Here is a 21,555-nt window from a genome sequence, read left to right on the forward strand (position 1 = left end):
TCAGTAGCCCTGGTAGGCGCCGCCCGAGTTGACCGCGGCGACCCCGGGAACGCTGCCGAGCGAGCCGTAGCGGTCGATGGAGTACCGCACTCCGGCGATGATGTTGTCGACCGGATTCCAGATGTCGTCGTGGCCGGGCGCCTTGTAGGCGTCGAACGTGCTGTCGATGGTCTGCATCAGGCCCTTCGACGGGTGCCCCGCGACCCAGTTGCTGTCCCAGCGGTTCTCCGCGTAGGGGTTGCCCGCGGATTCGTGCTCGATGATCAGCGCGATGGCCCGCTCGTCGATCTGCGCGGGGTCGTAGCCCATCGCGATGAGCTTCTGCTTGGCCTCGGCGATCCATCGCGCGACGTCACCGCTCGGCAGCGGGCCGGTCGGCGCCGACGAACTCGGACCACCCTGATACGTCGTGCCGGAGGAGGTGCCGTGCGAGTTGTTGTGCCCGGACGTCAGCTGGCTGGAGCGGTCCGGCGAAGCCGCGGCGACCGGGGCGCCCGACGTGGCGGCCGGTGCGGTGGCGGCGGGCGCGGTGGGCGCCGCCGGGGGGACGTTCGCACCGGGCTCACCGAGCCCGGCGAACGCCGCCTCGAGTTTCCCGACCGCGCCCTGCACCTGGGCCGTGACTTGGCCGGCCACGTCCTGCGCGCTCTTCAGGGCGTTGGTCAGCTCCCAGGTGCGCGTGGCGGCCTGCAGCGCCTCCTGGAACACGAGCCCCTCGACGTCGGCCTTGTCCGCGTGTCCGCGGAGATAGTCGATCCGCGTCTTGGCGTCCACGGTGCCGTTGGGGGCGACGTCGAACGGCGGCGTCTGGTTCAGCGCGTCATCGCGCAGACTCAGCACCTTGGCTTTCGCGTCGGTCAGGTTCTGCACCAGCGCGGTGAGCGCGGTCTGCAGTTCGAGCAGGGCGGCGCTCACCGCGGAGGCGCGGGTCTTCTCGGTCTGCATCCTGGCGTTCGCGGCGTCGCCCGCGGAGCCGGACCACTGCTTCGCGTCGGACAGGGCTTTCGTGTCGTCGGCGCCTTTGGCGACGGCGGTGTCGAGCCCCTGCGACATCCGTCCGGCGAGCGCGCCCGCCGCCGAAAGCTGCTCCGGCTGCCAGCTCTCGACGTCTGGGATGGTGAGGGTCATGGCAACTGGAGCCCTATCGCACGGAGCCTGGCCGCGAAGTCGTCCTCGGCCAGCTCGTACTTGCCTGCCGCGTTGTGCAGGTTGTCCGCGATCGTGGTGAGCCGCGACCCGACCCGTTCCAGACAGCGATGCATGGCATCGTTCGCGCGTCCGGCCACCGGGCCGAACTCGGTGCCGGGCAGCGCCCCGGTGAGGGCGCCGAAGCCCTCGCCGCCGAGCTCGGCGACGGACGTGGCCTCGGTGCGCAGCATCTGCGCGAACGAGCGCAGCGCCGCCGGATCGACCTGCATCGTCGTCGCAGGTAGCGGCTGGTTTTGCTCGACCATGAATCCCCCTTCCCTCCCGACCGCGAGGTCGCGGCCAGCATAGCAAAATCGGGCGTCCGGACGGGCGTCCTCGGGTGGCGCCCGTTATGTTGTCGGTGTGGCGCCGGCGCGGATCATGCCGGTGCGTGGACAGAGAGGTCGGCACATGCGCGCAGCCCAGGTCAGCAAGCTGGAGGGACCGGAAGCGGTTCGGATCGTGGACATCCCGGAGCCCGCGGTGTTCCCGGGAGGCGTCGTGATCGACGTGCACGCGGCCGGCGTGGCCTTTCCGGACGTGCTGATGACGCGCGGCCTGTACCAGATGAAGCCCGAATTGCCGTTCGTCGTGGGCGGCGAAGTCGCGGGCATCGTCCGGGACGCCCCCGAGGACGCGCACGTGCGGCCGGGTGACCGGGTCGTCGCGCTCACCATGCTCGGCAACGCGATGGCCGAGACGGCCGTCACGCCCACGCAGATGGTGTTCCGCCTTCCCGACAACGTCTCGCTGGAGGCGGGCGCAGGCATCCTGTTCAACGACCTGACCGTGCACTTCTGCCTGCGCACCCGGGGCAGGCTGGCCGAAGGCGAGACGGTGCTGGTGCACGGCGCGGCCGGCGGCATCGGCACCTCGACGCTGCGGCTGGCGGCCGCGCTCGGGGCGGGCCGGGTGATCGCCGTGGTGAGCACCGAGGCGAAGGCCGAGGTCGCGCGCGCCAACGGCGCCACCGACGTGGTGCTGACCGACGGGTGGCTGGCGGCGGTGAAGGAGCTGACCGGCGGTCGTGGCGTCGACATCGTGCTCGACCCGGTCGGCGGCGACCGCTTCACCGACAGCATCCGTTCGCTCGGCTCGGCGGGCCGGTTGCTGGTCGTCGGCTTCACCGCCGGGGAGATCCCGACCGTCAAGGTCAACCGGTTGTTGCTGAAGAACGTCGAGGTGACCGGCGCGGCGTGGGGCGAATGGGTGATGTCGCATCCCGGCTATCTGCAGGAGCAGTGGGCCGAGGTGGAGCCGCTGCTGGCCTCCGGCAAGATCGCGCCGCCGGATCCGGTGCTGTACCCGCTGGACAAGGCCGCGGAGGCGGTCGCCTCGCTGGACAACCGGACGGCCACCGGCAAGGTCGTGGTCACGCTGCGCTGACGCATCCGGGCCCACGTCATGAAACTGTCCAACCGCGTACTGAACCGGACCCTGCTGGCTCGTCAGCATCTGCTCGACCGCTCGCGGTGGACGGTGCCCGAGATGTGCGAGCATCTCGTGGGGTTGCAGGCGCAGGATTCGCCGCCGCCGTTCGTCGCGCTCTGGAGCCGCGTCGCGGCCTTCGACCCGGCGACGGTGTCGGACGCTCTGGAGGACCGCTCCCTGGTCCGGATCACTTTGATGCGCGGCACCATTCATCTGGTCACGCCCCCCGACGCGTTGCGGATCGCGCCGCACGTGCAGCCGGAACTGGAGAAAGTGCCGTTCCGCAAGGGCTTCAACTACGGCGCCATGGTGGGACTCGACCCGGAGGAGGTGCGCGCGCAGGGCGAAGCGGTGCTCGGCGACGAGCCGATGTCCGCCGCGGACCTGCGCGCCCGCGCCGCCGAGCGTTATCCCGACCGCGATCCGGGTGCGGTGGTGCAGACCTGGCTGTATCAGCTGCCGGTCTTGCAGACCCCGCCGCGCGGGAAGTGGAAGGACAACAGCAGGCCGATCTGGTCGCGGGTCGAGCCTTGGCTGGGTGCGCCGCTGGACCCCACGTATCCGTTGGCGGAGTTGATCTTCCGCTACCTGCGGGCGTTCGGCCCGGCGAGCACGATGGACATGCAGACCTGGTCGAAACTGCCCGGCATGAAGCAGGCCGTCGCGGAACTCGGCGACCGGGTGCGCACCTACACCGACGAACGCGGCCGCACGCTCTACGACGTCGCCGACGGTGAACTGGCCGATCCGGGCATCCCCGCCCCGGTGCGGTTGCTGGGGTGGTACGACAACGCCCTGCTGTCGCACCAGGACCGGACCCGGATCGTGCCGGACGGGGCCGCGCCTACGCTGCGCGCTTTCGCGGCCCAGGTATCCCCGGTTCTGGTCGACGGCTTTCTCGCGGGTCTGTACAAGGTGTTCGCGAACTCGGGGACCGCCAGGCTCCGCATCAGTCCGACGCGGACGTGGACGAAGGCGGAGCGCGCGGAGGTCGAGTCGGAGGCACACGCGCTGCTGGCCTTCCTCGAGGCGGGCAAGCAGGGAAGTGTGGAGATTCTCGACCCGGGGGCCGACCTGCGCCCCTGAGCCGGATCGGCTATTGGTCGCGGACGGGGCGATAGGCAGGCGCCTTGGTGGTCCCGGTCGGGCTCAGCGTGCGCAGGAGCGGCAGCGCCCGGCGGGCCACCACGGTGGACAGCACGATGACGCTGTGCGAGCGCACCACCGACGAGGTCCGGTCGATGCTCAGCAGCACGGCCTGCAACCCGGCGTGCGAGTCGGCCCCGATCCGGCACAGCACGTCGCCGGTGCCGGTCGTGGCATAGGCCTCGAGGACACCGGGGATGGCGTCGAGTTCGGCCGCCACCGCGTCCAGCGCACCCTGGGCTATCTCCAGCGTGACGAACGCCTGCACGTCGAACCCCGCGGCGGTGACGTCGATCTGCGGGTCGTAGGAGGCGATCACACCGGATTCCTCCATGCGCGCGATCCGGGACTGCACCGTGGCCCTGGCGACCTTGGTCCGGCGGGACAGTTCGAGAATGCCCGCCTTCTGGTACTCGTGCATCGCGGTGAGGATGGCGAGGTCGAGCTCGTCGAGCTTCGCCGATGTGCGCGCCATGACGGCCTCCGTTCGAGCACCGGGCGGGCTTGCTGCCCGTCTCTCTGATGCTATTCAAATTGTCCAGCATCACCCTCGGGTTGCTAGCCGAATTCGCCACATTGCCTACCGCGAGTTGGCGCTGTTGCCTACTCGACGGACCCGGCGATTTCCTTGGACCATGACCATCGAGCACCTGCCGGAGACCCGATCCGGCGCCGTTCCCAGCGACGGCGAACTGCGCACGCTGGTGGGGTTGGTCGACCACGACGCCAGCGGTGACCCGTTTCCGGTCATCGGGTGGGACGCCCTGGTCTGGGTGGTGGGCAACGCCACGCAGACCGCGCATTTCCTGGAGTCCGCTTTCGGGATGCGGTTGGAGGCGTACTCCGGGCCGGAGACCGGCAATCGCGATCACAAAGCGTTCGTCCTGCGCAGCGGCGCGGCGCGCTTCGTGATCACCGGAGCGGTACATCCGGACAGTCCGCTGGTCGCCCACCACGACCGGCACGGCGACGGCGTGGTCGACATCGCCCTCGAGGTGCCCGACGTCGACCGCTGTGTGGCGTGGGCGCGCGCCCAGGGCGCGACCATCCTGGTCGAACCGCACGACGAGACCGACGACTTCGGCACCGTCCGCTCGGCCGCGCTGGCCACCTATGGCGAGACCAGGCACACCTTGATCGATCGTTCCGCCTATTACGGGCCGTACCTGCCGGGCTATGTCGCGCGCCGCTCCGGCTACGAGCGGCGCGACGGGGCGCCCACCCGGTTGTTCCAGGCGATCGACCACGTGGTGGGCAACGTGGAACTCGGGCAGATGGACGAATGGGTGGAGTTCTATCGGCGGGTCATGGGTTTCACGAACATGGCCGAGTTCGTGGGCGACGACATCGCCACCGAGTACTCGGCGCTGATGAGCAAGGTCGTGGCCAACGGCAACCACCGGGTGAAATTCCCGCTCAACGAGCCGGCCGTCGGCAAGAAACGCTCGCAGATCGATGAGTACCTCGAGTTCTATCGCGGTCCCGGCGTCCAGCACATCGCGCTCGCCACCGGTGACATCCTCACCTGCGTGGACGCCTTGCGCCGGGAGGGCGTCGAATTCCTGGAGACACCCGCCGCCTACTACGAGGACCCGGAACTGCGCGCCCGCATCGGCCGGGTGCGTGTCCCGGTCGACGAACTCCAGCGCCGCGGCATCCTGGTCGACCGGGACGAAGACGGCTACCTCTTGCAGATCTTCACCAAACCGCTCACCGACCGCCCCACGATCTTCTTCGAACTCATCGAGCGCCACGGGTCCCTCGGATTCGGGAAGGGGAACTTCAAAGCGCTGTTCCAAGCAATCGAACGAGAACAGCAGGCCCGCGGGAATCTGTGAGGCGGGGGGCGATCTCGTCGAGCCACTCCGGCTGGTGCGTCGGTAGAGTTCTTGCCATGCGGATCAAGTCGGCAGTCGGTATCGCGACAGCCCTGGTGCTCGCATTGGCGGGTTGCGGTTCGGGGGAGGAGTCCGACGACTCGGGCCCGTCGCGTCCGGCGCCGAAAGTGGTGGCGCTGGGCCCGTTCGTCGGGGAGTGTGGTCACGTGACCGACGACGAGGTGCGCAATCTCGGTGGCCTCGGCCAGATCTCCGGAGTGTTCCGGAACGCGGTCGGCTGCAACTGGCAGTCGGCCGGAATCGGTTCGGCCAGCATCACCTTCGCGTCCTACCGTGGCAGTCCGATCGAACGCGAACGAGCGTGGGTGACTGTCAACGGCCGCGCGCCCGATCCGATCAAGATATCCGGGCGGGACGGATTCGCCGCCCTGGATCCCGGTGGGACGATCTGCGATCTCGCGGTGCAGCTCGGCGACGATTTCTTCGAATGGTCGACCAACACCGGCCCATTCGTTTCGGGCAACCCCTGTGAGCGCAGCCGCGCGCTCGCCGAGCTGACTCTGCAGCGGATCCAGTGAGGTGTGGCGCGTGAACGTCGGCCGAGACCTGCGCAGGCGCGGCGCGTCCGCGGCCGTCGCCGTGGCGCTCGCGTTGTCCGTGGGCGGATGTAGTCAGGTGATCTCCGGGACCGCGCAGCCGGTGGGCGGCAGCCAGCCGGTCAACACCAGGCTGGACAAGTTGCTGCGCGAATGCCAGATCTTGTCCGAGGATCAGATCGGCAAGGCCATCGGCGAGAGCGTCACGGTCAGCGAGTCGTTCTTCGGGGCGGTCTGCATGTGGGACCTGCTCGGCGCGCCCGGCGGCAACGGGATGGCCACGCTGAACTGGTACGAGAACGGAACACTCAGCAACGAAAAGCAGACGAACAACAAGCTCGGATACGAGACCACCAATATCACCATCCAGAGTTCGCTGGCGCTGCAGATCCGCAGGCCGAAGGACCCGGACTCCTGCGGTGTGACGGCCAGCGCGCCGGACAACGGCGTGATCGGCTGGTGGATCAACTACCGGCCCGGCTCGGCGCACCCCGATCCGTGCGACGCGGCGAAGAAGCTGATGGAAATGACCTTGAACCTGGCCAGGTAGACAAGTATCGGACCGACCCGCTTTGACCCTGTGTCCCGGCCACGGGTATCGTGGATCGCTGTGCCCGGAAGCATGCGGGCAAGTTCGTGCGTGACCGTAGGCCAGCGAAAGCGGCCGACGAATCCAGCGTGCCCGGAATCAGGGCTCCGCGCCGCGCGCGACACGCCCGACCTCGGGACGCGAGAAACGTGGCCGGACGTGCGAGTGAAAGCTCGATGACAGCGGTGTGAACGACGGGCCCGGCAGTGGAAGCTTGCCGCCACGAAGGGCCCCGGGAGCGCCGCGAACTTAAAACAGACATGAAGTCCACACACCGCGTTAACTAATAAGGAAAGCCGGTCTATGCCAACCATCAACCAGCTGGTCCGCAAGGGTCGCCGCGACAAGGTCGCCAAGACGAAGACCGCGGCCCTGAAGGGGAGCCCGCAGCGTCGTGGCGTGTGCACCCGCGTGTACACCACGACCCCGAAGAAGCCGAACTCCGCGCTGCGCAAGGTCGCGCGTGTTCGCCTCACCAGCTCGGTCGAGGTCACGGCCTACATCCCGGGCGAGGGGCACAACCTGCAGGAGCACTCCATGGTGCTCGTGCGCGGCGGTCGTGTGAAGGACCTCCCCGGTGTCCGCTACAAGATCATCCGCGGCTCGCTGGACACCCAGGGTGTGAAGAACCGCAAGCAGGCCCGCAGCCGTTACGGCGCCAAGAAGGAGAAGAGCTGATATGCCACGCAAGGGCCCCGCACCCAAGCGTCCGCTGATCAACGACCCGGTCTACGGTTCGCCGCTGGTTACTCAGCTGGTCAACAAGATCCTGCTGGACGGCAAGAAGTCCACCGCCGAGCGCATCGTCTACGGTGCGCTGGAGCAGGCGCGGGAGAAGACCGGCACCGACCCGGTCGTCACCCTCAAGCGCGCGCTGGACAACGTGAAGCCGTCGCTGGAGGTGAAGCCCCGCCGCGTCGGTGGCGCCACCTACCAGGTTCCGGTCGAGGTCCGTCCGGGCCGCGCCAACACCCTGGCCCTGCGCTGGCTGGTCAACTTCTCGCGTGCGCGCCGGGAGAAGACCATGGTCGAGCGCCTGGCCAACGAACTGCTCGACGCCAGCAACGGCCTCGGCGCCTCGGTCAAGCGCCGCGAGGACACCCACAAGATGGCCGAGTCCAACCGGGCCTTCGCGCACTACCGCTGGTGACGTCTGCCCGGCCCGTCGTCTGGGTCGGGAGGCACAGCCGGAACGCGGCACTCACCGGCCGCGTCCGGCGTTGACATAGAGGCGACCACAGGGTCGTCCCCGATAATCCCAACTAGCTACGAGCGGGGAAGATTTCCGTGGCACAGGACGTGCTCACCGACCTGAACAAGGTCCGCAACATCGGCATCATGGCCCACATCGATGCGGGCAAGACGACCACAACTGAACGCATCCTCTTCTACACCGGCATCACGTACAAGATCGGTGAGGTCCACGACGGCGCTGCCACGATGGACTGGATGGAGCAGGAGCAGGAGCGTGGTATCACCATCACCTCCGCGGCTACCACGTGCTTCTGGAAAGACAACCAGATCAACATCATCGACACCCCCGGGCACGTCGACTTCACCGTGGAGGTGGAACGGTCGCTGCGCGTGCTCGACGGCGCCGTCGCGGTGTTCGACGGCAAGGAAGGCGTCGAGCCGCAGTCCGAGCAGGTGTGGCGTCAGGCGGACAAGTACGACGTGCCGCGGATCTGCTTCGTCAACAAGATGGACAAGCTCGGTGCGGACTTCTACTTCACCGTGAAGACCATCGTCGAACGCCTGGGCGCCAAGCCGCTGGTTCTGCAGCTGCCGATCGGTGCGGAGGATACCTTCGAGGGCATCGTCGACTTGGTCGAGAACAACGCCAAGGTCTGGCGGGGCGAGACGAAGCTCGGCGAGCAGTACGAGGTCGTCGAGATCCCCGACGATCTGAAGGAGCAGGCCGAGGAGTACCGCCAGATCCTGCTGGAGACGGTGGCCGAGTCCGACGAGGCGCTGCTGGAGAAGTTCTTCGGCGGCGAGGAGCTCACTATCGAGGAGATCAAGGGCGCCATCCGCAAGATGACGGTCAACTCCGAGCTGTACCCCGTACTGTGTGGGTCCGCGTTCAAGAACAAGGGCGTGCAGCCCATGCTCGACGCGGTCATCGACTACCTGCCCTCGCCGCTGGACGTGGAGGCCACCACCGGCCACGTGCCCGGCAAGGAAGAGGAACTGCTCACCCGCAAGCCGAGCGCCGACGAGCCGTTCGCGGCCCTGGCGTTCAAGATCGCGGTGCACCCGTTCTTCGGCAAGCTGACCTACGTCCGCGTGTACTCCGGCAAGGTCGACTCCGGCGCCCAGGTCATCAACTCGACCAAGGGCAAGAAGGAGCGTCTGGGCAAGCTGTTCCAGATGCACTCCAACAAGGAGAACCCGGTGGGCGCGGCTTCGGCCGGCCACATCTACGCGGTCATCGGCCTCAAGGACACCACCACCGGTGACACCCTGTGCGATCCGCAGAACCAGATCGTGCTGGAGTCCATGACCTTCCCGGACCCGGTCATCGAGGTCTCCATCGAGCCGAAGACCAAGTCCGACCAGGAGAAGCTGGGCACCGCGATCCAGCGCCTCTCCGAAGAGGACCCGACCTTCTCGGTCAAGCTCGACCAGGAGACCGGCCAGACCGTCATCGGCGGTATGGGCGAGCTGCATCTCGACATCCTGGTCGACCGCATGAAGCGCGAGTTCAAGGTCGAGGCGAACGTCGGTAAGCCGCAGGTGGCCTACCGCGAGACGATCACCAAGAAGGTCGAGAAGCTCGAGTTCACGCACAAGAAGCAAACCGGTGGTTCCGGCCAGTTCGCGAAGGTGATCATCGCGCTGGAGCCGTTCGTCGGCGAGGACGGCGCGCACTACGAATTCGAGAACAAGGTCACCGGTGGCCGCGTGCCGAAGGAGTACATCCCTTCGGTGGACGCGGGCGCGCAGGACGCCATGCAGTACGGTGTGCTCGCCGGCTACCCGCTGGTGAACCTGAAGGTCACGCTGCTCGACGGCGCCTACCACGACGTCGACTCGTCGGAAATGGCGTTCAAGATCGCGGGCGCGCAGGCGCTCAAGGAAGCGGCTCGCAAGGCCGGTCCGGTGATCCTCGAGCCGATGATGGCGGTCGAGGTCACCACGCCCGAGGACTACATGGGCGATGTGATCGGCGACCTGAACTCCCGCCGTGGTCAGATCCAGGCCATGGAGGAACGCAGTGGTGCCCGTGTCGTCAAGGCGCTGGTTCCGCTCTCGGAGATGTTCGGTTACATCGGTGACCTGCGGTCGAAGACCCAGGGCCGGGCGAACTACTCCATGGTGTTCGACTCGTACGCGGAGGTTCCGGCCAACGTGTCGAAGGAGATCATCGCCAAGGCGACCGGCGAGTAAATGGCTCCCGGCCGTTTGTAAGACCCTATCCCCGTGTCCGCGGGGATGATCCCCGCACTGCTGCAACTGCACGCACCAACAAGTCCAGGAGGACCAAGAAGTGGCGAAGGCGAAGTTCGAGCGGACGAAGCCGCACGTCAACATCGGCACCATCGGTCACGTCGACCACGGCAAGACCACGCTGACCGCAGCGATCACCAAGGTGCTGGCTGACAAGTACCCGGATCTGAACGAGAGCTTCGCGTTCGATCAGATCGACAAGGCGCCGGAGGAGAAGGCTCGTGGTATCACGATCAACATCTCCCACGTCGAGTACCAGACCGAGAAGCGCCACTACGCGCACGTCGACGCGCCGGGTCACGCCGACTACATCAAGAACATGATCACCGGTGCGGCGCAGATGGACGGTGCCATCCTCGTGGTCGCCGCCACCGACGGCCCGATGCCGCAGACCCGTGAGCACGTGCTGCTCGCCCGTCAGGTCGGCGTGCCCTACATCCTGGTCGCGCTGAACAAGGCCGACATGGTCGACGACGAGGAGATCCTCGAGCTCGTCGAGATGGAGGTCCGCGAGCTGCTGGCCTCGCAGGAGTTCGACGAGGACGCGCCGGTCGTGCGGGTCTCCGGTCTGAAGGCGCTCGAGGGCGACCCGAAGTGGTCGGAGTCGGTGCTGGAGCTGATGGCCGCGGTCGACGAGTCCATCCCGGACCCGGTTCGTGAGACCGACAAGCCGTTCCTGATGCCGGTCGAGGACGTGTTCACCATCACCGGTCGTGGCACCGTTGTCACCGGTCGCGTCGAGCGTGGCGTGATCAACGTGAACGAGGAAGTCGAGATCGTCGGCATCCGTCCGGAGAAGACCAAGACCACGGTCACCGGTATCGAGATGTTCCGCAAGCTGCTCGACCAGGGCCAGGCGGGCGACAACGTCGGTCTGCTGGTTCGTGGTATCAAGCGCGAGGACGTGGAGCGCGGCCAGGTCGTCGTGAAGCCGGGCACCACCACCCCGCACACCGAGTTCGAGGGCCAGGCGTACATCCTGTCGAAGGACGAGGGCGGCCGCCACACCCCGTTCTTCAACAACTACCGTCCGCAGTTCTACTTCCGTACGACTGACGTGACGGGCGTTGTGACCCTGCCCGAGGGCACCGAGATGGTCATGCCCGGTGACAACACCGAGATGTCCGTCAAGCTGATCCAGCCGGTCGCCATGGACGAGGGTCTGCGCTTCGCGATCCGCGAGGGTGGCCGCACCGTCGGCGCCGGTCGCGTCACGAAGATCATCAAGTGATTCGTTGAATCGCTGGTGACGGCGCCGCTCCTTCGGGAGCGGCGCCGTTCGCGTTTTCGGGGGCCGACCGAATTTCCGGCTCGATGCTCAGCAGGCGTAAGCGCGGCCGACGGCCGGTTCCCGCTCCGCCGCCGGGACCTCGCGCAGGCAGCCGAGCGGGACGACGCCCGCACTGCTCATCTGTACGCCCGTTCCTTTCGTGGGATCGACGCAGGTGAGGCCGCTCGTGGCGAGGCGGCAGAGGTAGTCGCCGAAAGTGATGGTGCTGTCATAGGGCAAGGTCGGGCCTTCGCCGTGGATGAAAAGACCGGGATCGCCGCGGAACTGACCGACGGTCATCCGTGGCCCCGAGTAGGTGACGTACCCGCCGAACCAATTACCGAAGCCTTCGCCGGGTGCCGGAGCGGGATCGTTCAATTCCACCATGCAGTCGAAGCCGTCCATCTTCAGCGCGGTGCCGGTGATGCAACTGATCTTGCCGGTGGGGCTGGTGAACGCGATGTCGTCCCGCAGGTCGGTTGCTGGCCCGCCGTCGAGGCGGACCGAATGAAAGGCGCCGAGATCGACCGGGTTGCCCTGACGTACCCAAGCGATGCGATCCGGAAATTCGGTTTCCGGACTGGAGGGATGCGCCGACGTGCTTGGCGGCGGGCCCGGAACCGGCTGCGGATCGCCGCCGACGGTCTGCGAACACGCACTCGAAACCAGCACCACACCGATCAACACAGCCCACCGCATACCGCACACGGTAGCCGCTGCGCTCGTTCGCACACTTCCCGTGGAGTGCGCGAACCGCTGGCGCGCAACGGCTTCACGTGTGATTCAGGCTGCACGAGAACGCGATCGAGCGCGTGTTTCTTCTCCGCCCTATTCGACGCGCGGCGTGTGCACGAGGGTCAGGCGCTCGCTACCTGCCGGCATAGGACTCGAATACTTTTTCCTGGTTGGAGCAGCTCGAGCTGCGGCAGACGTAGTACACCCAGCGGCCCATCGGCTGGTCGTCTTCTCGCTGGGCGTACATGTAGTAGCCGCAGACCCGGCACTTCAGACCCTTTGCCATGATTCGTCTTTCTCGCTCTCGGTATCCAACCGGCAATTCAGGCGAATGGCCGGCGCGGTTCGTCGCTTTCGGCCGCCCGCTTCCACGATCGAAGCACCGGGGTACGGCGATTCGGTGGTGAATTCCGAGACCGGGCAAGCTCCTGTCCGCGCTGCCCGATACTCGGCAGGTTCTGTCGCGGCCTGTCCTACTCGACGCGATATCTTGCTGAAATGCGAGGAATCGACGTGCCGCGCGCACGTCGCTATCGCATTCGGCCTGACTCCGATAGTCGGATACTTCGATGAGCAGGAGGAACTGGTGCGTGTCCCGCGTGATTGCTCTGCACACCCGGACCGGTGGCTACGGAGGCGTGGGGGAGATCGCGGTGGTGACCAGCAGGCGGTGCAGCACCTGCGCGGGCGGAGCGGCCTGTGTGGCGTTGAGGACGACGTCGGTGAATGCCTCGGCCAGAGCGGTGGCGGGCCGGAAACGTCCACGGTCGAAGCTGTGGCCGTGCAACTGCGACCGCCATTCCCGGAAGCCGGACACTGTGCGACGCAACGAGCCCTTGTCCTCCGGATTCAGCTGCGGCAGATACGCCGTGAGCAGCGCGCGCTGTGCGGCGGCGCGAGCGCGGAAGCCGCCTGCCCCGTCCAGCGCTCTGCCGAGTTCCCGCACGACCGTCGAATACACGGGCCGTTGTGCGCATCCCTGGGCGAGCAGGCCCGCGTCCTCGGCAATGGCCACGGTCTGCTGCAAATACCGCGGATCGGTGGCGGCGCGTACCGCCAGCACTATGCGTGCGGCAGACAGTCCTTCAGCCGCCCCCGGAAAACGCTTCCCGGACGAATCGGGAGCGCCATCGGACTCACGCCCTGCCCCTGAGATCGTCACCGAATCCCATTCCAGCAAGGCGGTTTCGCCGTCCGGCAGTTCCTCGATTCCGATCGCGCGCAGGGTGATCTGCGGGTATCGCGGCAGCACGTCGTCCACTGCGGCGACGATCTCGGTCAACACTTCTACCGCTATGCCCGGCGTGTCGAAGCCGAAGGCGCGCACGCCGTGACGCTCGGCCAGTTCTCTGGCGAGACGGGCCGCGACCGACTCGGCGGAGGCGTTCACCTTCCGGTCCGGCTTCTCGTCTTTCTGATCCGGTCGTGCGGTCGGCCGGCCGGGCACGCGCGGCGGAGAGCCGGGTGTGCCCGCGTCCGGGGCGGACACTTTCGGCGGTCGACCTGGCGCGGCGTTGGACCACGGGGTGCTCGGCCCGACCGCGCCGGCCTTTCTCCCGGCGGCTTGTGTGGCGGCGGCTTGCGCGGCGGCGGTCTGCCTCGTTGCGGCGGTGGCCTTCGTCCACGGTGACGACGGCCGACTGCCCGGCGCGGGGCGGGTGAGCGCGGCCTCCGCTTGACGCGCCGGATGCACGCTGGGGCCGGGTGAGCCCGGCTGCTCGGCGCCGTGATGATCGGCGCCGTTCGGATCCCCCTCGGCCTGGCCCGGCCGGTGACCGGAGGCGGGTCCGTCGCCGGGCGTGCCAGGGGTTCGGTCAGGCGACATCGGCGAGAGCGGTGCCCGATCGGCCGGTGCGGTAGCGGCGGAAACCGATTGTCTCGGCGCTGCCGCGGGGACGGCCGCAGTGGGCACGGGAGATCCCGCGAACGGCTGTGCGGCAGTGGGTACGTCCGTAGCGCCGGAGTCGAGCCGATGGGTGGTAGCGGCGTCGGTCCGCACTGGACTCAGGGCGGGGTCGTTCTGAAATCCGGTGGCCGCATTGTGGATCCGCCGCCCGACGGCCTGGTCCTGGATCTCGAAGTTCTCCGCGAGGTGGCGCAGGTCGGTGCCGGCCTGCTGGAGCGCCTCGACGAGGCTGTTCAAGTCGGTCATCGTCCGCTGGTATTCCGGAACGTAGGATTCGGCGAAAGCGCGGCCGGCATCGTCTTTGCCCCACGGTTCGCCCTCCCCGGCCAGGGCAGCGCGCAGCTTCTGCACGGTCGCCGCCACATCCGCCCCGATCATGTCGAACCGCGGTGCGTGGTCGCGCAGCTTATCCGGATCGACCGAAAACTTGTCGCCCACACCCACTCCCTGCCGCGGTCCATTGTCGCGGATACCGCGGTCGCATTGCTCGCCTACGGCGAGATTGCCGCCGCACGAAGCGTTCGATCGAGGCTGTCTCCGGCCGCAAAGTGTTGCCGCGGCGGAAATTCTGTATTCGGGGATATGAGTGTGAATCCTCGCCGCGCCCAGTAGTTGCATTCTCAACCGTTCGTCACCATGTCGCGATTCCTGTCGACCGCCGTCTCTTCTGGTCGGGACTGTCACCACGATTGGGAATAGTGAACGCCGTCCGATATGTCTAGATGGTCTCGCAGCGACTGTGAGGGTGCCGGGAGGCAAGCTGCGATGGATTCGAGCGGTTTGCTCGCCGAGGTCCCCTCGGCTGTAAGGGAATTGGTCCTCGGTCATTGGCCGGAGACCGACGTCGATGGAATGCGTCGTAGTGGGGACGCGTACCTGGTTGCTTCCGGTGAATTGAACACCTCGGCCGACCGGTACGAGGTCGAGGCGGCGGGCGCCGAGCAAGCCGTTGAGGGCGCCACGTCCACGGCGCTGGCCGAACGCCATCGCGTAGTCGTGCAATCCATGCGTGATCAGGCGGCGGTGTGTCAGAGCCTGGGCAAGCAGTGCCACGACGTCGCCGATTCGGCTGTGCAGACGCAACATCTGCTGATCGCTATGGGGATCGCGCTGGCGGCTCAATTGGCCTATGACGCACTGCTGTTCTTCCAAGGTGGTGGCGCGACGGCGCTGATCGACCGGATCGAGGCCGAGCGGGCGATGGCCGCCGCGGCTGCGCGACTGACCGCGGAGGTGGGGGAGCGGGCGGCCGCGGGCGCGGCGCAACGAGCCGCGCTGCACACCGCCGTCCACGCGGCGAAGATCGGCCTTCTGACCAGTGCCGCGATCAGTGGCGGCGCACAACTGTGGGACTTGCAGGACGGCGTGCGCGACAAATTCGACGTGGGCGCCTTCCTGGAAATGCTCCTGGGTGGCGTGGTCGGCGGCGTCGCGGGGGCGGAGGTCGGCCGCAGGCTCGCGCCGCGCGTGCTGGGCTGGACGCGCGGCACAGCGGTGACTCCCTCCGGCCGGCTCGCCGCGCATCTGGGCGGCACGATGCTGCTCGGCGGCGCGGGCGGCCTCGCGGGCGGTCTGGCCGGCGCGGTGCCCTCGGTGTTGATCCACCTGGACGAAATCCACAGCCTCGGTGACCTGTTCAAGATGGTCCGCGAATCCGCGATCACCGGCTTCGGCAGCGGTTTCGTCGGCGCGGCGGGTTCTGCGATCCGAGTCCACACCGCAGGCCGTAACACCGTGCGTTCGGAAAGCGACACGCCTCGACTCGGTCTGCGCCACTGGGAGTTCGCCGCACGTGTCAACGAGCTGCTGAGCTCGGGTGAACCACCGCGGGTGGAGACGATCGAGCGATTCGGCACCGAAGGCAAATCGGCGAGAGTGGTGGAGCGGCTGATCTTCCACGACGGCACAGAGGTGATCCACAAGGTGGTCTCCGATCCGCAGCACGCGCACGCGGAGTTCCTCAGTTCGCTGGTCGGCGACGCGGTGGGCGCTCGGGTGCCCGCGGTGCATGTCATCGGCGACCACGTCTACATGGAAGTCGTGCCCGGCACGGTGGCGGCGGAGACGTATCCGCGAAGAGCGTTCCCACCGGAGGTCCTCAGCGGTCCTGCGGGAATGCGCCAGGGCGTCATGGACGTGCTGATCCGCATGCCCGATCGCAACAGCGACAACTGGATGGTCGATCCGGACGAGAACGTGTGGGGAATAGACCACAGCCGCGCATTCGAGACCTTCCCCGATGCCCAGTATGTCGCCGGGCCGTTCGCGGAGAACTTCCTGAGCTACGGAGACAGCCAGGAAATCCTGTGGAACGACCACGCTCTCACTCGCTCGGAAATGCACGAGATCCGGCAGCGTGTCGAAGAGCTGAGCCCGGTCTTCCACGCCGCGGGCCGCCGGGACTGGTACGACGGCATGCTCCAGCGAATGACCGCGTTGGAGGAGCATGCCGCGGGTGGGGGTGACCTGCGCCGTGTCATCCCGCCCCACGTGGCTGCACCGCCGCCGAGTGGCGAAGCTCCGGCTTCGGTCTCGAACCGCGACGGCGGACGTGCGCCGGACGGCCCTGGGGTATCGGTGCGGCCACCCGCCGATAGGCCTGGTTGGACCCCCGGGCCAGAGGGGGATGCCGGCACTCCGGGCGAACCTGGTACACCGCACCGTTCGCCCGCCGACGAAGTTCTCGACCGGCAGCCGATCGACGAGGGAGGGGATCGGTCACCCGACGAACCCGAATCCGCAGCGGATGACTTCTGGAATCCGTCCGACGACCTGTCCGGGAGCACCGATGTCTTCAATGCCCACGATCAGCCACTCAGGGACGCTCTGGAGTATCGACGGCCCGTCGATTGGGGTGAGCTGATACGAGACAACCGAATCCTGCTGCTCGGAGAGGACCACTCCAACGTCGCCGCTCGGCAGTTCCTCCAGGAGCAGGCGGCAGCGTTACGCGCAGCCGGCGTAACGCACTACGGCATCGAGGCGCCACACCATCCCGCGATCGACGCGCTCAATGCCGGTTTGCGTCCGGACCTCACCGGGGTGCGGTTCGGACCAGGCTGGAAAACCTATCGAGAGGTAGTCGAAGCGATGGCCGCGGAAGGAATTACGATCGTTCCCTTCGATGTCGCGCATCCCGCCTCGCCACACGGGTCGGCACTGCGCGACGTCCGAGAATCCGCCATGGCCAAGAACATCACCGAGGTCATGGCGGCGGATCCGAACGCCAAGATGGTCGTCCTCGTGGGACGCCTCCACATCACGCGGGATCCTGCGGAGTGGGCGATGACGACCGGCGCATATGCGCATCCGCTGGCGGCTCGACTGGAGGATGCGGGCTTGACGTCGAAGACCGTGGGCGTATGGGGCGGCAACGATCCGCTCTCGGCGGTGGAACAGGTGCGTGCGAGCGGCGAGACCTTCATGGCCGACCTTCCCTCACGGGGCGACGCCGATGGCCGCCCACCGCGCTGGGAAGCGGACGCCATCCTCCACCTGCGCCGAGGTGAAGGCGCATTCGAGACGGAGGTGGGGGGCTCACATCTTCCGCCGCCAGAGAGCCTCCCCGCGCCCCGGCCGCCGACCGGACCGGAACCGGAAGCGGTCGACCATGTGCGTCACAGGGCAATCGCAACGGACGATCCTGATGCCGTCCACGCGCGAGTGACCAGCGACCTGCGTGCGGTGATGAGCGACTGGGGCAATCAGGAACACGCTTTTTCCGCCGTGCATTTGGGCGATGCCATGCTGAGTGCGCAGGTATTTCTCACATCGGGAGGCGGTGAGTTGACCGCTACGAAAACGGGTGAGGCCGGAGCGCGGGTTCTGCGAGTCGAGGTCTCGGCAATCCCGGCTTCGGAACAGCCTCCCGGAGCCAGGACCGAAATACCGCTGATGGCGCGAGCCTTCCTCGAGCAGCGACTCTGGGCATTCGCCCACCGATACGACATGGAGCAAAGCCCTGACGGAGGCACAGTCCTCTGGTTCGAATTGGACGAAGGAGGGCCGGATTTCAGTGCTGCCGCTTTCGAGGCGGTACACGGCAGCCGGAGCGAAGAGGCCTCCACGGGCTCGCAACCCGACGCCGCCGCGCAGGCGCCGGAGCAGCCGAGCTCAGAGGTGCCCGATGTGCAGGAACCGGCCTCGGACGACAGCGCTGTCAACGGCAGCGAGCACGATTCGATCGGGTCGCAGGAGCCACCAGCGAGTGCGCGAGTTTCGCTCGATGAGATGGATTCCGGCCATCGATCGCCGCGGGACACCGATGACGGGGCTGCGGAAGCTGGAGCGGACAGAACAGGTCCCGATGAGGAGTAGTTGTGCCCTCGGGGAGGTCGCACAAGACTCAGGTAATCGAGCAACGTCCGTTCATCGCAGGTACGTATCCCTTCCCTACTCCGGAGTTTTCCGGTCGGTGATCCAGCGGGCGACTCGCACATCGGTGACTCCCAGCTCGTCGCGCGTATGGCCTTCGCCTGGCGGCGCCATTCGAGCGACCCTTGAAATCGCGCTGCCATCTCGGTGACGTGATCCGACTGCCAGGTCATTCGCGACTGCTGCGGCATCACTTTGAATGTTTTCGTTCATATCCCCTGTTTATCCGGCCACAACCTTCAACCGAACGTTCAAAGTTACGATCAGAGGGTATGAATCTCCGGTCAGACCCTCCTCCCCGGCGCAAGCAGCGCACTCCGGACTTCGTGTTGACCATGGACGAGCTCAGGGCAGTGACGGCCTTTGCCATGGCCTCGGCGGAGCAGGTACTCCCGCTGTTCGAGGCGTGTCACCCCGAGGACAGCAGACCCCGCGACGCGCTCGCCGCCGCCGCCGCGTTCGTTCACGGCGAGCACCGCTCCCGCGCCCAGCGGGTGACGGCACCCGCCGCCCACCGTGCTGGAAGAGAAGCGGCGGCGCCCATACCGTTTCACGCCGCGATGGCCGCGGGTGATGCCGCCGCGTCGGCGTACCTGCATCCGCTGGCGGATGCGGTTCAGGTCAATCACATCCTGCGCGCATCCGCGCACACCATCCGAGTGTTCGAGCTGCACCCCAGTGCGGAATACGCATCCGACCCGGTCGAGCGAATCGTCGACCTCGCGACGCCACTGTTGATCGACGTCCTTCACCGCTATCCGAGGATCGGCGCGGGCGCGAACCGGGTCAGCCGGCTCGTGCACGAGCTCGACAACCGTCTGCGCGACCGGCCGCGCACCCCGCCACCGCTCCACGGACGAGTGTCGGAGGGGCGATGATCCTGCCCAAGGTCCGAGACCCCCGGATGGTGACGATCCGTCGAGGTGGCTCCCTGACCGATGCCGACCATCAATTGCTCGCGCTGTGGGCGGCGACGTGCGCCGAGCACGTTCTCGGGCACTTCGAGCACGAACAGCCCGACGATCCACGCCCGCGAGACGCCATCGCCGCCGCCAGAGCGTGGGCGCGAGGCGACATGCCGATGATGCAGGCCCGCGCGGCAGGCGGACACGCGATGGGCGCCGCCCGCCCGCTTACCGGCGCGGCCAGATTCGCCGCCTACGCTGCCGGGCAAGCCGCATGCGTTGGACATGTCGCCGAACACGACCTCGGTGCCGCCGCCTACGCGATCAAAGCCGTTCGAAGCGCGCACCCCGACGATCCCCAGGCAGGCCGGAGCGAGCGTGACTGGCAGCGAGACCAGCTCCCCGCCCCAATCCGCAACCTGGTCCTCGAAGACCAGGCCCGGCGCGACAGCATCTGCTGGTCGGTCTTCTCCGACTGAGTCTCGCTGCATCTTCGCCTTTTCGACCGCTGTCCCGGAATCCGATCCCCGAGGCCAGGATCTGCACCCGCTCGCGAACTCACCGCGTTCACTCGAGGACCGTCGGTGTCTCGTCGAGCCCGACCGATCACCCACGCGCGTTGCGGCGGTGGCGCTTCCGGCAACCCAGCCGTCGACGCACTGGTGTGTCATCGGCGTTCGATGCCCAGATCGCGTTCAGCGACATCCGGGTGCCGATCGGGAGTGCGCAGGGGAGCGCCGACATGGTGCAGGTGCCTCAGCGCCTCGCGGTAAGAGGAGATCAGTCCGGTTTCGTGGTAGGGCACGCCGATTTCGGTGCAGTAGTCGCGGACGATTACCTGGGCGTGCCGGAGGTTCGGCGTCGGCATGCTCGGGAACAAATGGTGCTCGATCTGATAGTTGAGCCCGCCGAGCGCGATGTCGGTCAACGCGCCACCCCGGACGTTGCGGGAGGTCAGGACCTGGCGACGGAGGTAGTCGGGGCGTTCGTCACCGGTCAAGGTCGGCATGCCCTTGTGGTTCGGGGCGAAAATGCAGCCCATGTACAGGCCGAAGAGGCCTTGGTGGACAGCGAGGAACGCGAATGCTTTGTCGGCGGGCAGAATCGCGAACAGTGCGGCCAGATAGGTGGCGAAGTGGCCGAACAGCAGCGCGCCCTCCAATCCGCGGTGTTTGACCGATTGATTTCTGAGCGCACGTACACCGGCCACATGGAGGTTCAGGCCTTCCAGCAACAGGAGCGGGAAGAACAGGAACGCCTGCGCCCTCCCGATGAGACGAGGCAGACCGCGGCTGGACCGTGCCTGCTGTTGTGACCAGACCAGAATGTCGGGCGCGACGTCGGGGTCGAGTTCCTCGTGGTTCGGGTTGGCGTGATGCCGGGTGTGCTTGTCCTGCCACCAGCCGTAGCCCAGGCCGATGCCTGCGTTGCCGACGAGCCGTCCCATGAGCTCCGTCGGCTGCCGTAGCCGGAAGACTTGGCGGTGTGCGACATCGTGCATGACGAGTGCGATCTGCGCGAACGTCACCGCCATGAACCCGGCGACCAGCAGCGTCCACCACGAATCGCCGACGAGGGCGAACGCTGCCCACCCCGCTGCGAACGCGATCCCGACGAGGCCGAGCCGGACGGCGTAGTAGACGGGACGCCGGTTCATCAGCCCCGCGTCGGAGATCCGGCGCAACAGACGGGCGTAGTCACCGTCCGCGCCGCGCCGCGGTGAGCGTGGAGATGACTCGGGGACCAAGGCAGGTGTCGTCATAGATCTTCCTGAGTGCTGAGTCGGAGACGCCACCTCCAACCGTCGACGATGCCGGCCGGTCGATGTCGGGGCGGGGCGCCGATGTCGATACTCCGAAGCTATCGGCCGGATTCTCGTCAGCTGTAACCCTCTGGTATGACATTGGAATCGGACTGCGGGGTGATATTCGCTGTTCACCGCATACGGAGGCAGATGACCGGTTATCGGCCGACACATCCGGGTCGCCGGACCGGGCGTCCGTGCATGGGAAGGACTGGTCAAGGGTGGCCTTGGCCATCGGGTAGCGACGCACAGCGCCCTTTACTCGCGTACTGAAGTCAGGCACTCCGGCCATGGGCGAAACTGCGACACAGGGTTGTCTAGTT

Annotated in this window: 19 protein-coding genes; 12 read left to right on the forward strand and 7 right to left on the reverse strand. The window is 67.1% G+C overall.

Annotation, left to right across the window (positions count from 1 at the left end):
• Together ACWEKR_RS31005 and ACWEKR_RS31010 are read right to left on the reverse strand one after the other, a co-directional pair.
• Complete coding sequence (locus ACWEKR_RS31005) at window positions 1-1,128, reverse strand: transglycosylase SLT domain-containing protein (protein ID WP_452357478.1); 1,128 nt, start codon at window positions 1,126-1,128, stop codon at window positions 1-3.
• Window positions 1,125-1,454, reverse strand: coding sequence for a type VII secretion target (locus tag ACWEKR_RS31010; RefSeq protein WP_452357479.1), 330 nt, complete (start codon window positions 1,452-1,454; stop codon window positions 1,125-1,127). The genes ACWEKR_RS31005 and ACWEKR_RS31010 overlap by 4 nt, the downstream gene beginning before the upstream one ends.
• A 145-nt stretch (window positions 1,455-1,599) precedes the next feature.
• Here ACWEKR_RS31010 and ACWEKR_RS31015 point away from each other — a divergent pair, with 145 nt between their 5' ends.
• Both ACWEKR_RS31015 and ACWEKR_RS31020 read left to right on the forward strand, forming a co-directional pair.
• Window positions 1,600-2,574, forward strand: coding sequence for an NADPH:quinone oxidoreductase family protein (locus ACWEKR_RS31015; RefSeq protein ID WP_452357480.1), 975 nt, complete (start codon window positions 1,600-1,602; stop codon window positions 2,572-2,574).
• Window positions 2,575-2,592: 18 nt separating this feature from the next.
• Window positions 2,593-3,705, forward strand: a complete 1,113-nt coding sequence (locus tag ACWEKR_RS31020; protein WP_452357481.1) for a winged helix DNA-binding domain-containing protein — start codon at window positions 2,593-2,595, stop codon at window positions 3,703-3,705.
• Between the two features lie 10 nt (window positions 3,706-3,715).
• Here the strand turns inward: ACWEKR_RS31020 and ACWEKR_RS31025 are convergent, their stop codons facing one another.
• Window positions 3,716-4,240 (reverse strand): Lrp/AsnC family transcriptional regulator, encoded by a 525-nt coding sequence (locus ACWEKR_RS31025; RefSeq protein WP_195092048.1) that lies wholly within the window; start codon window positions 4,238-4,240, stop codon window positions 3,716-3,718.
• A gap of 160 nt (window positions 4,241-4,400) precedes the next feature.
• Between ACWEKR_RS31025 and hppD the strand changes: the two genes are divergently transcribed.
• The 7 genes from hppD (at window position 4,401) to tuf (ending at window position 11,469) form a co-directional block, all read left to right on the forward strand.
• Window positions 4,401-5,603, forward strand: coding sequence for a 4-hydroxyphenylpyruvate dioxygenase (gene hppD, locus ACWEKR_RS31030; RefSeq protein ID WP_452357482.1), 1,203 nt, complete (start codon window positions 4,401-4,403; stop codon window positions 5,601-5,603).
• A 56-nt stretch (window positions 5,604-5,659) separates the two neighbouring features.
• The gene (locus tag ACWEKR_RS31035) at window positions 5,660-6,181 is read left to right on the forward strand and encodes a DUF3558 domain-containing protein (RefSeq protein ID WP_452357483.1); all 522 of its coding nucleotides are present in this window, start codon (window positions 5,660-5,662) and stop codon (window positions 6,179-6,181) included.
• Between the two features lie 10 nt (window positions 6,182-6,191).
• Window positions 6,192-6,749 (forward strand): DUF3558 domain-containing protein, encoded by a 558-nt coding sequence (locus tag ACWEKR_RS31040; RefSeq protein WP_452357484.1) that lies wholly within the window; start codon window positions 6,192-6,194, stop codon window positions 6,747-6,749.
• A 342-nt stretch (window positions 6,750-7,091) separates the two neighbouring features.
• Window positions 7,092-7,466 carry a 30S ribosomal protein S12 gene (rpsL, locus tag ACWEKR_RS31045; RefSeq protein WP_039801925.1) on the forward strand — a complete coding sequence of 125 codons (375 nt, stop codon included), beginning with the start codon at window positions 7,092-7,094 and terminating at the stop codon, window positions 7,464-7,466.
• Between the two features lies 1 nt (window position 7,467).
• On the forward strand, window positions 7,468-7,938 hold the full coding sequence (gene rpsG / locus ACWEKR_RS31050) for a 30S ribosomal protein S7 (RefSeq protein ID WP_014353063.1): 471 nt from the start codon (window positions 7,468-7,470) through the stop codon (window positions 7,936-7,938).
• A 137-nt stretch (window positions 7,939-8,075) separates the two neighbouring features.
• Window positions 8,076-10,178, forward strand: a complete 2,103-nt coding sequence (gene fusA, locus ACWEKR_RS31055; RefSeq protein WP_195092041.1) for an elongation factor G — start codon at window positions 8,076-8,078, stop codon at window positions 10,176-10,178.
• Between the two features lie 100 nt (window positions 10,179-10,278).
• Window positions 10,279-11,469, forward strand: a complete 1,191-nt coding sequence (tuf, locus tag ACWEKR_RS31060) for an elongation factor Tu (protein WP_063024777.1) — start codon at window positions 10,279-10,281, stop codon at window positions 11,467-11,469.
• Between the two features lie 87 nt (window positions 11,470-11,556).
• Here tuf and ACWEKR_RS31065 read toward each other — a convergent pair whose 3' ends face one another.
• The 3 genes from ACWEKR_RS31065 to ACWEKR_RS31075 all read right to left on the reverse strand — a co-directional run bounded on the left by ACWEKR_RS31065 (window position 11,557) and on the right by ACWEKR_RS31075 (window position 14,587).
• Entirely contained in the window at window positions 11,557-12,207 is a 651-nt protein-coding gene (locus ACWEKR_RS31065) for a hypothetical protein (protein ID WP_452357485.1), read from the reverse strand.
• A gap of 169 nt (window positions 12,208-12,376) precedes the next feature.
• On the reverse strand, window positions 12,377-12,529 hold the full coding sequence (locus tag ACWEKR_RS31070) for a hypothetical protein (protein WP_452357486.1): 153 nt from the start codon (window positions 12,527-12,529) through the stop codon (window positions 12,377-12,379).
• A gap of 342 nt (window positions 12,530-12,871) precedes the next feature.
• Window positions 12,872-14,587 (reverse strand): WXG100 family type VII secretion target, encoded by a 1,716-nt coding sequence (locus tag ACWEKR_RS31075; RefSeq protein WP_452357487.1) that lies wholly within the window; start codon window positions 14,585-14,587, stop codon window positions 12,872-12,874.
• A 327-nt stretch (window positions 14,588-14,914) separates the two neighbouring features.
• Here ACWEKR_RS31075 and ACWEKR_RS31080 point away from each other — a divergent pair, with 327 nt between their 5' ends.
• The 3 genes from ACWEKR_RS31080 to ACWEKR_RS31090 all read left to right on the forward strand — a co-directional run bounded on the left by ACWEKR_RS31080 (window position 14,915) and on the right by ACWEKR_RS31090 (window position 19,907).
• Window positions 14,915-18,466 carry a WXG100-like domain-containing protein gene (locus tag ACWEKR_RS31080; protein WP_452357488.1) on the forward strand — a complete coding sequence of 1,184 codons (3,552 nt, stop codon included), beginning with the start codon at window positions 14,915-14,917 and terminating at the stop codon, window positions 18,464-18,466.
• A gap of 329 nt (window positions 18,467-18,795) precedes the next feature.
• A complete protein-coding gene (locus ACWEKR_RS31085; protein ID WP_452357489.1) occupies window positions 18,796-19,401 on the forward strand; it encodes a putative immunity protein in 606 nt (201 codons plus the stop codon).
• On the forward strand, window positions 19,398-19,907 hold the full coding sequence (locus ACWEKR_RS31090; RefSeq protein WP_452357490.1) for a putative immunity protein: 510 nt from the start codon (window positions 19,398-19,400) through the stop codon (window positions 19,905-19,907). The genes ACWEKR_RS31085 and ACWEKR_RS31090 overlap by 4 nt, the downstream gene beginning before the upstream one ends.
• 188 nt (window positions 19,908-20,095) lie before the next feature.
• On the opposite strand, the gene ACWEKR_RS31095 is transcribed toward ACWEKR_RS31090, so the two are convergent.
• Window positions 20,096-21,190 carry a fatty acid desaturase family protein gene (locus ACWEKR_RS31095; protein WP_452357491.1) on the reverse strand — a complete coding sequence of 365 codons (1,095 nt, stop codon included), beginning with the start codon at window positions 21,188-21,190 and terminating at the stop codon, window positions 20,096-20,098.
• Window positions 21,191-21,555: the final 365 nt, after the last annotated feature.

Source organism: Nocardia sp. NPDC004573, from assembly GCF_053602135.1.